We start from the raw sequence: 12,019 nt of genomic DNA, 5'->3' as shown, positions 1-12,019 counted from the left end.
ATATAACAGCTAGTTAGAAAGACGGTCTTTCTCAACTCTAATCCCAGACTTTTTTGATGCTCGTCGACGCTTTAGTTCTGCTTTAGCCCAAGCTGAGGATTCTGCCATATCACGACGAAGCTCTTGCTTTTCTTCAGCGGTAAGCAAACGTGGGTTAGGATTAGATATGTTCACATTTGTCTCCAGCTCATAGTTTTGCTCTCTAGCAACTCATCTTCTCCATTCGTACAACTTCACGATAAGCTTTAAAATATCAATTATATTATTCAAGTACCACAACCCTAAGAAGAAGTCTTTCAACAAGATAATCTACTGGTAGCAGCTAACCTAAATTTGCAAAAATGCCCCGCAGTACCAAATGACTAGTGACTAGGTTCCTTAATCAAATTAGAAGAAAAAACACCCACATTAACTGTAACCTAGTTTATATCACAATGTTGCACATCGTATATATGCTATAAAATGACATCTAGTTTAATAACTTACTCTTTATACTGAGAGGTTAAATGCAACAACTAAGCGAAGGAAAAATCAATAGACTTACAGATAATCAAGAATGTGATTACAGTATAGTTATTGACGCAGACCATATATATCCCGCTGTAATGGATCAACAATGGCAAACTCTTCTTTTTGGAAAAGCTATTGCACTCAAGTCTGCAGCAACCTCAAAAGAGCACTTTATTAGTGATTTGTGCACTAAAGGTATCTCAGACTTCCACTGGAACTGGCAAGGAATAGTCAGTAATGCTGATACTAATGGATATGAGCAAAAAACGTTTTATTTCATTGTTGATGGTCAACCTGAAGGTGTACTACATGCTTTGTTTCCCAAGCAATCGAGACTAAATACGGGTGACAACCTAGTCTATGTAGATAGAATAGCGGTAGCTCTGGTAAGACCCCAGAACTCTATACACTCTCAAGCTTCTGAAAATACTGCCTTTCATAGTCATTGGGTGACAGTCCACCATTAGTACCATGATTTCGTCTGGGATTGTAGAAACACTCGATATAATCAAATATCTCTGACCGCGCTTCAGCGCGGGTTTTATAGATTTTTTTCTTCACTCGATCTTTCTTAAGCAGTGAGAAAAAGCTTTCAGCAACAGCATTGTCATGGCAGTTTCCTTTTCGACTCATACTGATTTCCATATTATGCGCTTTCAGGAAGTTCTTCCAATCACCCGAGGTGTATTGAACCCCTTGATCAGAGTGGATCAGAACCTTACTTTTAGGTCTTCTGCGCCAAATAGCCATCAACAATGCATCGATGACTAGGTCAGATTTAGGACTGCTTTTCATTGTCCAACCAACCACTTTCCGAGAAAATAGGTCGATGACAACCGTCAAGTATAGCCATCCTTCGTGCGTACGGATGTAGGTAAAATCAGTTACCCAAGCTCGGTCTGGTTTATCAACGTTGAATCCCCTATCTAGAACGTTTGGAGCGGCGATATGAGCTTTACCTCGACCAAATCCTGGGTGACGTTTATAGCCTCGTACCGCCTTTATATTGGCTTGCTTCATCAAGCGATATACTCGGTTCTTCCCACAAGATTCACCATCACTTCGAAGATCGATAGTGATATTGCGATAACCATAAACGCACCCACTCTCAAGCCAAAACTGCTTAATTTTACCTAGTAAGCGTTGGTCCTCTTTCGCGCGACAACTTAGCGGTTTACGCTGCCACGCGTAGAATCCACTGCGTTGGATTTCAAGGATTTGGCACATCACTTTCAAAGGGTATCGCTGAAGTCGCTCGCTTATGAACGTGTACTTTTCTTTGACTCCCCGGCAAAGTACACGGCGGCTTCCTTTAATATGTCCCTTTCCATAGTCACCCGCTTTAGCTCGGCTTTTAGCTTCCTTATTTCAGCGTTTTGATCATCTTCTTGCTGACGCTGCTCCGCTGGCTTCTCATATCTTTTAACCCATTCGCAAAGCGACTTGTAGCTCACTCCCAGTCGCTCAGCCGTTGAGTTAAGAGTATGGCCGTGCTTAGTGACTTGTTCACGGCTTGGATTTTGAATTCTTCTGTGTAGCGTTTTCCGCTCATAACAACACCTCATAGTTTGTTTAATTATATAGCTATTAAGTGTCTAGGGAAGTGGGGTCTTACCAGTTCCCATACAGAGCAAGACATACTGTTCATATCGACTCAAGATATGCTCGAATCATTGTTTATGATTTGTGAAGGAAAGAAACCTAATAGATCACAACTAGCTCCTGATATCTGGTTAAAACCGGCTAAAAAAACACGACTATGTGCCCTGTGTGGAAACCCAACAGAGTTTTCACATTTCATGCACACATGGACAAAACACGGATATATTGAGAGAGAAAACAATGATCGTGACAATGATGAAAAAGCAGGAAAAAAAAAGCGACCGGATCTGAGTACGAATTACTGTCTAACCCATCGCCCCAAGCTTCATGATGGTTCTTGGAATTCTCTATATAAGCAAGCCAAACGCTCTGCAGAACAATTTGAGAAAGAAGTCTTGAGGTTACGACGCCAAATCGCGCATCCAGACCGTCATAACGCTAAGTCCGGAGATAAATTAATTGATGAGTACTTTTATCACTTCATGCTGGACTCTTCACTGGATCCAACTAATTTACCCGAGCTGCGCAACTTAGCGCGCAAGATGGTAGATTATCGACTAACCGACAACAAAAAGCGCATGCTGGTTCTTCGGAAGCAAAACATGTCTAATAAACAGATTGGTATATTGCTGGGTGAAATCACAGGTAAGCCGTTGTCAAACCAGGCAGTGTCTAAGGCAATAGGAGGTGTTCGTAAAGGGTTCTTACTTTCTATTTCCAGTTCCTATCGTGACCAAACTAAGGAATGAGTGTTTAACACTTAAGTAATATACTGATAGTAAAGTAATTTTATAGCCGTAACATCAACAAAACATTAATCCATTACCTATAATTACATATCTAATGCCATTGACAACATAGACAAGTTTATCTATGATCACGTTGTCTCATCTACCAGGTGTGGAAAGAGCGTACGAACCCGGTGCATGGTAACATGTATCGGGTTCAGCTTTATTTGTGCTTCTGATACTTATTTCTGTTACGAGTTAGCTGTCTAATTTTACCACTTTTTTCTGCTAGATAAGCGGTCTTCAGTAACCAATAATCCCTACGTTCAGACAAAACAACAACATACTTTTCCGACTCAATCCATATTACTATTTCAGTAGTATTTTTTCTTTTTTCTTCCCAGTAGCTTACTTCAGCAAATTGGGAGAAATTTTCGATAGTCCACTTAATCCATCTAATTCTTTCACACCGTCTTAAATCTGGCTGTCTATCTTCTTCTTCTTCACCTTCTGATGTAATATGCCAAAAACCAAATTCTTTCCCTTGTGTTTCAGGTGTGTACCTTGGTTGTATTGGAATATTATTTAAATTCAAACCAGAATTAAGAATCGTATCTGTATATATCTCGTAGATAGTTTCAATATAATTTCCCCAATTACCACAAAATGGTACTAAAGGAGGCAGTGGCAGAATCATTGTCTAGCCTCCCATACAAATACATTAAATTTATCTTCAGACGGCAAAGTGCTTTTTATAAGACTCTTTCCAGACAAGTTACGTATTTTTTCAATAACAGCAACCTTACCTTTATTACTACTAAGCTCTCGATGAACATAGCCTAAGGCACCAATAAATAAATCTGCAAGTTGTAACTGTTCTACCTCGTGAGATCGAATATGCTGGATTCTTTCTATTGCATCACGGTTATAATCGTAATTGGCGTTATAAAGACATCGTTGCAAAATATCCAGCTTTTCGCGCCCTAAAGTATCTTTTATATCTAAATAAACACGATAACTATTGTTATTCTGTATAATATTCTTTAGCACGTAAAAGTACATTTTATAATAAAATTCGTTATGTTCCTGATTAAATTTACCATGATCTAATAACGATTTATCAGGTATAACAAGTCCTCTAAACCTAAGAGCCTGATTTGAGAAAAAGTAATCCACAAGCTCCAGATAGAAATCTATTTTAGAATCTGAAACTTTTGTCCATTTAATCTCAAAATCTGACTTCAAGCCATGCTTAATCTTTATTTCTCTAATATCCCTACCAATTTTTTTTGTTATTGTGTTTGGACACCAAACAACACCTAGAACCATCACCGAAATATGGTCATTTTCTATGTGACAAGATTCGTCACCGTATATGTTAAATGTTTGAGACACTTTTAGCTCTTCTTCTTTGTTATATTAGATTAAGTCTACCGATTTTTTCTGATAGGTAAAACTACTTGATGAATCTAAACTGATATCCACTCATCAATCATATCTGCCCAGTCCTGTAGCATTGATGCTCTTTGCTCTCGATACTCTGCTTTGTTGTAAACTGCCCTCACCCCTTTCTGTTCGTGCGCAAGGCATTTTTCTATCCAATCCGTGTTATACCCAGCTTCATGCAATAGCGTGCTGGCTGTTCGACGTAAATCATGAGGACCGAACTTACTTAGTGGCCGACCTTCTTTTTGAGCGGCCTTGTATGTCAAATCCATAACTCGATTCATCGTCGCACTACTCATTGGGGCATCGGAGTCATAACGGGAAGGAAGAATGTAATCAGACCCACCGGCAAATGTCTTCAAGGCGATCAGAATGTCCATCGCCTGGCGTGACAAAAATACCAGGTGAGGGTTACGCCGTTTCATCCTCTCTTTAGGAATCGTCCACAACGCTTCGCTAAAGTTAATTTCGCTCCAGGTTGCATTGGTTAATTCGCTTTTGCGTACCATAGTCAGCAATAGCAACTTTACCGCAGCACGAATCGAAGGGGTGGTTCCTACCTTTTCCATATAGCGGTACATCAAACCAATCTCAGCCGGTGTTAACGTTCGGTCTCTTGGCTCAAACCGCGCGATACTTGCGGGCCTCACCAGGTCTGCCGGGTTCTCAACTTTCTGCCCTCTCTCAATCGCCCATCGATACACCTGGAGTACAATGTCACGCGTATGTACAGCCGTTGCGGGCGCTCCACGCTCTACTATCGCGTCAGTCAGTGCTCGCAGATCTTCATGGGTGATTTCGGTCAGCTTCTGATTGCCAAATTTGCCCTCTAACTCTCGGGCGTAGACTGAGCGACGCATATCCCGGGTAGAGTCGGCCATCTGATAACCACGCAGCCATTTCTGAGCCCAAGCACCAAAGGTTTCAGCATCTTTCGTTCTCGCCTTCGCACGGGCTTTCTCTTTGGCCGGTGACTTTCCATCAGTAACCATTCTCTTCGCTTCATTGAGACGCTCACGCGCTTCTGCTAACGTGATGCCTCCTACTCCGTAGCGACCAAAGGTAATGGTTTCTTGTCTGCCATTGATCGAGTAGTTGTAGCGAAATGAGATAGAACCCGCAGTGGTCACAGCAACATAGAGGCCATCACGGTCATTGACTTTGTATAGTTTATCTTTGGGTTTGAGATTGCGTAGCTTGGTATCAGTCAGCATGTTTCGACCTATTATTCTTGTTTGATACCATGCTGAAAAACCTCTAAAAAACTAGAGATTAATCATTACAAAACAGATAGATATAAAAATTCAATACCATGTCCCATCAAAAACACTCAGCATGGTATCGGGCGTAATCCATGGCATTACCGATGAATCATACCCATCAAAATACCACGGTCAAACCGTGCTTGGCGTTGCCAGACATTGCCAAAAATGACTAAGCCAAAAACAAAAAAAGTCCGCAATTACGCGGACTTAAGTATGATTTAGTGCTTGTTAATGCCAGACCTTTCTTAAAGGAGCATTATTCCCACTCAATAGTGGCCGGTGGTTTACCAGAAATATCGTAAACAACACGTGAAATACCGTCAATTTCGTTAATGATACGGTTAGAAACCACACCTAAAAACTCATACGGTAAATGTGACCAACGCGCCGTCATAAAGTCGATAGTTTCAACACAACGCAGTGATACAACCCAATCGTATTTACGTGCATCGCCCATAACCCCTACCGACTTAACAGGTAAGAATACAGTAAACGCTTGGCTTACTTTATGATAAAGCTCAGCTTTGTGTAGCTCTTCAATAAAGATAGCATCAGCACGGCGTAGTAAATCACAGTACTCTTTTTTAATTTCGCCAAGTACACGTACACCTAAACCTGGCCCTGGGAATGGGTGGCGGTAAAGCATGTCGTAAGGTAAACCAAGCTCTAAACCAATTTTACGTACTTCATCTTTAAATAATTCACGTAATGGCTCAACTAAGCCCATTTTCATGTCATCTGGTAAGCCGCCCACGTTGTGGTGAGATTTAATTACGTGTGCTTTACCTGTGGCTGAAGCGGCTGATTCTATTACGTCTGGGTAAATAGTCCCTTGACCTAACCACTTCGCATTTTTAAGCTTTTTAGCTTGCTCATCAAATACATTAATAAACGTATGGCCAATGGCTTTACGTTTTTCTTCTGGATCTGACTTGCCTGCAAGGTCAGCTAAAAATTGCTCCTCAGCATCTACTTTAACAATGTTTAAGCCAAATTTATTGCCAAACATGTCCATAACTTGCTGACCTTCGTTTAAGCGAAGTAAGCCATTATCAACAAATACACATGTTAGGTTTTCGCCAATTGCACGGTGGATCAGCATTGCTACAACAGATGAATCAACACCTCCTGATAAGCCTAAAATAACTTCGTCATTGCCAACGGTTTCTTTAATGCGCTCAATAGCATCATCAATAATTTTGGCAGGTGTCCATAGCTTTTCACATCCACAAATATCAATTGCAAAACGCTCTAATAAACGTTGACCTTGATGAGTGTGCGTTACTTCTGGGTGAAATTGTACGCCGTAAAAACGTTTTTCTTCGTTAGACATAGCAGCATGCGGACACGTTGGTGTTTTAGCTGTGGTGCTAAAGCTTGCCGGCACTTCCATTACTTTGTCGCCGTGGCTCATCCACACGTCTAAAACGCCGTTGCCGCCATCGGTAATATGATCTTCAATTGCATCGAATAATGCACAGTTACCCACTTTTTCTACTTGTGCATAACCAAACTCTTTTTTATCTGAGCTGTGTACACTGCCGCCAAGTTGAGCTGCCATGGTTTGCATGCCGTAACAAATACCCAGCACTGGCACGCCAGCGTTAAATACGTATTCAGGTGCACGCGGGCTGTTCTCTAGTGTGGTTGACTCAGGACCACCAGATAAAATAATACCTTGTGGATTAAATTCGCGAATTTGCTCTTCGGTCACATCCCATGCCCACAGCTCACAGTAAACGCCAATTTCGCGGATACGACGCGCGATTAATTGAGTGTATTGCGAACCAAAATCTAAAATTAGAATTCGTGAATCGTGAATATCTTTGCTCATGAAGGATCTCGTAAAGTAGATGCTAGATTCCACTAATTTGCTTAGTGGCTATAAAAGAGGGCTGGTAATTCCAGCCCCGTAATTTAAACGTGTTGTTTAACCTAAGCGGTAGTTAGGCGCTTCTTTGGTAATTTGCACATCGTGAACGTGCGACTCACCCATACCTGCAGATGTAACACGTACAAACTGCGGTTTTGTATTTAGCTCTTCAATGGTGGCACAACCCGTTAATCCCATTGCGCTACGAAGGCCACCCACTTGCTGATGAATAATCGTTGCAATTGGGCCTTTATAAGCGACGCGACCTTCAATACCTTCAGGTACTAATTTGTCAGCTTGGTTAGATTTTTGGAAGTAACGATCCGACGAACCTTCTTTTTGATCCATCGCACCTAATGAGCCCATACCACGGTAAGATTTGTAGTAACGGCCTTGGTAAAGTTCAACTTCGCCTGGCGCTTCTTCAGTACCAGCAAGCATTGAACCCACCATTACACACGATGCACCCGCAACCAATGCTTTAACAATATCGCCAGAAAAACGAATACCGCCATCAGCAATTACTGGAATGTCACGCCCTTGTAAGCCATCTACCGCATCAGAAATAGCCGTAATTTGTGGCACACCACAACCTGTAACAATACGCGTAGTACAAATAGAACCTGGGCCAATACCTACTTTAACCGCATCCACACCTGCATCAGCAAGGGCAATTGCGCCTTCGGCTGTAGCCACGTTACCGGCAATAATTTGTAAGTCTGGGTAAGTTTCACGAGTTTGAGAAACACGGTCAATAACGCCTTGTGAGTGGCCGTGTGAAGTATCGATAAGTAAAACATCAACACCCGCCTCTACTAATGCAGCAATTCGCTCATCAGTACCTGCGCCAACACCAACTGCAGCACCTACACGTAAACGACCTAGCTCGTCTTTACATGCATGTGGTTTGTCTTGCGCTTTTTGGTAATCTTTTACGGTGATCATGCCTTTTAGTTTAAACGCATCATCAACCACTAAGATTTTTTCAATGCGGTGTTCGTGCATTAAACCTAAAATTTCTTCGCGCGATGCGCCTTCTTGAACCGTTACCAGTTTGTCTTTTTTAGTCATAACGCTAGAAACAGGCTGTTCAAGCTTCGTTTCAAAACGCATGTCACGACCAGTAACAATACCTAGTAGGTTATTTTCGCTATCAGTAACCGGGAAACCCGAGAACCCTTTTTCTTGCGAAAGAAGCGTCGCATCTGCAATGGTTAAATCGGCAGACACAGTAACAGGGAATGACACAATACCTGCTTCGTAGGTTTTAACTTTACGTACGTTTCTCGCTTGTTCTTCAATGGTCATGTTTTTATGGATAAAACCAAGACCACCTTCCTGCGCGAGGGCAATAGCTAAACGAGCTTCTGTAACAGTATCCATAGATGCTGAAATAAGCGGCAAGTTAAGTTTGATACCACGCGTTAAGCGAGTTGAAATATTTGCCGTGTGTGGCAAAACAGTAGAATGACCAGGTACTAAAAGTACGTCATCAAAGGTAAGAGCTTCTTTAGCGATTCTAAGCATTTTGGCAACTTCTCACATGTGGATCTAAGATAAGGAATTGCGGCCAAATTTTAACAGCGTTGTGGGCATTCGTAAATAATATTTCGCAAATATTTATGATAAACTTGCCTTATAACTTGCCTCATAATAGTTTTAGGTTGTTTTTTATGTTTTCGAAGCCTTCGCAAACGGTTTACACCGTATCGCGCCTTAATAGAGAGATTCGTACAGTTCTTGAGCAGGGCTTTGCATCGCTAATTTTAACAGGCGAAATTTCTAACTTTATTACCCCTGCTTCTGGGCACTGGTACTTCTCGTTAAAAGATGAAAAAGCACAAATTAAAGCGGCTATGTGGCGCGGCAATAACCGCTCTCAAAGTTACCGCCCCGAAAACGGCGCACAAGTAACAGTAAGAGCCCGTGTTTCACTTTACGAACCACGCGGTGATTATCAGCTTATTGTTGAGCATATGGAACCTGCCGGTGAAGGCCAGCTTAAGCAAGAGTTTGATGCATTAAAAATGCGCCTAGCCGCTGAGGGGTTGTTTAGTTCAGCCTATAAAAAACCACTGCCGCAAAATATAAACCGTGTAGGTGTAATAACCTCAGCAACGGGCGCTGCTATAAAAGATATATTAACCGTACTTAAACGCCGCGCACCGCAATTAGAAGTCATTATTTACCCAGCCATGGTGCAAGGCAAAGAAGCTCATGTGCACTTAATTAACCAAATACAGTTAGCCAATGCACGCAATGAGGTAGACGTACTTATTGTAGGGCGAGGCGGTGGCTCGTTAGAAGATTTATGGTGCTTTAACCATGAGCAGCTTGCGCGTGCTATTTATCAAAGTGAATTACCCATAGTCAGTGCGGTAGGCCACGAAATAGACACAACCATCAGTGACTACGTAGCCGATGTACGCGCAGCAACGCCTTCAGCAGCCGCTGAGCTTGTCAGCCCTAACACGCAAGAGCTACATAGCAAGGTTATTGAGCTCATTAACCGGTTAAATAATGCCTTTAAACACGATATGGCCGATAAGCGCGCACTAGCAACACAGTTACAGCATCGGCTTAACTTGTGTCATCCGCGCAATCAACTTAATCAAAAAGCGCAGCGATTAGATGAGTTAACTATTGCCTTACAACAAGGCATGCGCAATCGCCTTTACCAACAAGAGCGCACGCTTAATAATTTAACCCCGCGTTTAATGCGTCAATCGCCTGATAAAAAGTTATCGCAGGCCAGCCATCAGCTTATGCAGATACAAACTCGGCTTGAGCAAGCAATGCAGCACAAGTTGCAACACGCGCAAAATAGCTTAGCGCTGCAAGCGAGTAGGCTTGACTCGGTAAGCCCACTTAATGTTTTAGCGCGCGGTTACAGCATAACCAAAACCCCGCAAGGCAAAGTGGTTAAATCGGTAGATCACATTAAAACGGGTGACGTGCTAATTACAGAGCTGGCCGATGGCGCTATAAAATCAACGGTGTTGTAAAGCTCTTTCAGTTAAAGCTCTGTGGCCATTAGTAAGGTTAGCTCGGTGTCGCTTGACGTTGAGGTTGTTCTTTTAAATTGCAACCAAAACTCTTGCTTCATTAACTTATCGTTTAGCTCTCGCCATTGGGTATGATCAAACGAGTCGTTATCAGTAGGTGCAGCAAGTTCAAATTTACATACGGTGGTTTTACACGCTGCACTAACAATCTCTGGGATAGAGCTTAGATCAGAGGTAAGTAAAAAATCTTGTAAAGCTATTTCTGTTTGATAAGCCCACTCTTCATTACGTATTTGCTCATCAAATTGCGCTTGCAAAACGGCTTGCGCATCAGAGGGGTCACGCAGCTGCTGCGCCGCGTTTTTCATCAAGGCTTTTTGCGCTGCTAATTGCTGTTTAAGCTGCGATACTTGCTCTTCTAAAGGAAGCTCATCTACCGGTTCTGGTTTAGAGGGATTATCTTTTTGCTCTATACGAGCGCTTTGCTCAGGGACTGCTGGTACAACACGCTTTGCTGTTGCCTCACTGCTTTTAACTGGCTGAACAAAAGATGCCTGCTGTTTTGTATCAGCATGTTGTAACTTTGCGGGGTTTGCGTCACTTGAAGATAAATTAAAGTAGCTCCACGTTAAACCTACACCCGCAATAAATCCTATCCCTAGTGTTAATAAGCTATTTTTGTTCATTTTAATTCCTTTTAAAATTATTTTTATTTATACAGGCTGCTATTACAGCATGGCGCTGGTGTGTGATTCATTTTCAGGCTCTGGTGTGGTTAAAAAGTTTTGGTTCATACTTTGCGCCGGACACGGACAATCCGGTCTGCCAATAATTTTAGCCGGTACGCCTACAGCGGTGGTATGTGGCGGTACCGCAGTTAAAACGACTGAACCTGCGCCAATACGTGCGCCCTCGCCTACTTCAATATTACCCAGCACTTTAGCGCCTGCACCAATAAGCACACCGGCTCTAATTTTAGGATGACGGTCGCCCTGCTCGTTACCCGTACCACCAAGCGTGACCGATTGCAGTATTGATACGTTATCTTCAATTACCGCCGTTTCACCAATAACAATACCGGTGGCGTGGTCAAACATTATCCCTTTACCAACCTGACATGCAGGGTGAATATCAACCCCAAACACTTCTGAGGTTCGGCTTTGAATAAAACGAGCAAGCTCTTTACGGTTTTGCTGCCACAAGCAGTTAGCTAAACGATGCGCTTGAATAGCATGAAACCCTTTTAGGTTTAAAATAACCGTAAGGTAGGTTTCGGCTGCCGGGTCTCTGTCTTTAACGGCTTTAATATCTTCGGCCACATAGGTAAGCATACGGTCGCACTTTACAAACGCTTGGTCAAACAACTCACGTATTGTAAAAGCCGATACAACAGCATCTGCCAACTTATTAGCAACAATAAAGCTTAACGCCGAACCTAAACACTCATGATTTAAAATGCATGAATACACATGACTTGCTAAAAGTGGTTCGCGAGTTACAACTTCATTCGCTTCACTACGAAGCTGTTGCCAAATTTCATGACGCATAATACTACACTGCCTTAAATTGATATAAAAAGAGCCTTTTCCT

The 12,019-nt window shown here is 42.3% G+C and carries 11 protein-coding genes and 1 pseudogene; 3 read left to right on the top strand and 9 right to left on the bottom strand.

Annotation, left to right across the window (positions count from 1 at the left end):
- Window positions 1-9: 9 nt before the first annotated feature.
- Complete coding sequence (locus AN390_RS19725; RefSeq protein WP_157686027.1) at window positions 10-174, bottom strand: hypothetical protein; 165 nt, start codon at window positions 172-174, stop codon at window positions 10-12.
- A 332-nt stretch (window positions 175-506) separates the two neighbouring features.
- On the opposite strand from AN390_RS19725, the gene AN390_RS19550 reads away from it, so the two are divergent.
- On the top strand, window positions 507-977 hold the full coding sequence (locus AN390_RS19550) for a hypothetical protein (RefSeq protein ID WP_095206716.1): 471 nt from the start codon (window positions 507-509) through the stop codon (window positions 975-977).
- On the opposite strand, the pseudogene AN390_RS02030 reads toward AN390_RS19550, so the two are convergent.
- Window positions 913-2,062: pseudogene (locus AN390_RS02030) on the bottom strand (IS3 family transposase). The gene AN390_RS19550 and the pseudogene AN390_RS02030 overlap by 65 nt on opposite strands.
- A 109-nt stretch (window positions 2,063-2,171) precedes the next feature.
- Here AN390_RS02030 and AN390_RS02020 point away from each other — a divergent pair.
- The gene (locus AN390_RS02020) at window positions 2,172-2,861 is read left to right on the top strand and encodes a hypothetical protein (RefSeq protein ID WP_201780867.1); all 690 of its coding nucleotides are present in this window, start codon (window positions 2,172-2,174) and stop codon (window positions 2,859-2,861) included.
- Window positions 2,862-3,063: 202 nt separating this feature from the next.
- Here AN390_RS02020 and AN390_RS02015 read toward each other — a convergent pair whose 3' ends face one another.
- The 5 genes from AN390_RS02015 to guaB all read right to left on the bottom strand — a co-directional run bounded on the left by AN390_RS02015 (window position 3,064) and on the right by guaB (window position 8,951).
- Entirely contained in the window at window positions 3,064-3,537 is a 474-nt protein-coding gene (locus AN390_RS02015) for an oxidoreductase (RefSeq protein WP_095206715.1), read from the bottom strand.
- On the bottom strand, window positions 3,534-4,235 hold the full coding sequence (locus tag AN390_RS02010) for a DUF3800 domain-containing protein (RefSeq protein ID WP_055252823.1): 702 nt from the start codon (window positions 4,233-4,235) through the stop codon (window positions 3,534-3,536). Before AN390_RS02010 ends, AN390_RS02015 begins: the two co-directional genes overlap by 4 nt.
- Window positions 4,236-4,309: 74 nt before the next feature.
- Window positions 4,310-5,500: a site-specific integrase gene (locus AN390_RS02005; RefSeq protein ID WP_055252822.1), complete on the bottom strand. Its 1,191-nt coding sequence runs from the start codon at window positions 5,498-5,500 to the stop codon at window positions 4,310-4,312.
- Window positions 5,501-5,807: 307 nt separating this feature from the next.
- Complete coding sequence (gene guaA, locus AN390_RS02000; protein WP_055252821.1) at window positions 5,808-7,385, bottom strand: glutamine-hydrolyzing GMP synthase; 1,578 nt, start codon at window positions 7,383-7,385, stop codon at window positions 5,808-5,810.
- Between the two features lie 96 nt (window positions 7,386-7,481).
- Entirely contained in the window at window positions 7,482-8,951 is a 1,470-nt protein-coding gene (guaB, locus tag AN390_RS01995; protein ID WP_004586134.1) for an IMP dehydrogenase, read from the bottom strand.
- Window positions 8,952-9,097: 146 nt separating this feature from the next.
- Here guaB and xseA point away from each other — a divergent pair, with 146 nt between their 5' ends.
- Entirely contained in the window at window positions 9,098-10,429 is a 1,332-nt protein-coding gene (gene xseA, locus AN390_RS01990; RefSeq protein WP_055252820.1) for an exodeoxyribonuclease VII large subunit, read from the top strand.
- 11 nt (window positions 10,430-10,440) lie between these two features.
- Here xseA and AN390_RS01985 read toward each other — a convergent pair whose 3' ends face one another.
- Both AN390_RS01985 and cysE read right to left on the bottom strand, forming a co-directional pair.
- Complete coding sequence (locus AN390_RS01985; protein WP_055252819.1) at window positions 10,441-11,115, bottom strand: hypothetical protein; 675 nt, start codon at window positions 11,113-11,115, stop codon at window positions 10,441-10,443.
- A gap of 42 nt (window positions 11,116-11,157) precedes the next feature.
- Window positions 11,158-11,976: a serine O-acetyltransferase gene (gene cysE / locus AN390_RS01980; protein WP_004586131.1), complete on the bottom strand. Its 819-nt coding sequence runs from the start codon at window positions 11,974-11,976 to the stop codon at window positions 11,158-11,160.
- Window positions 11,977-12,019: the final 43 nt, after the last annotated feature.

It is taken from the genome of Pseudoalteromonas sp. P1-11, assembly GCF_001399995.1.
Taxonomy (GTDB): Bacteria; Pseudomonadota; Gammaproteobacteria; order Enterobacterales; family Alteromonadaceae; genus Pseudoalteromonas; species Pseudoalteromonas atlantica.
Note: the sequence above shows the minus strand (reverse complement) of the source record. Positions and strands in the feature narration are given on the sequence as shown.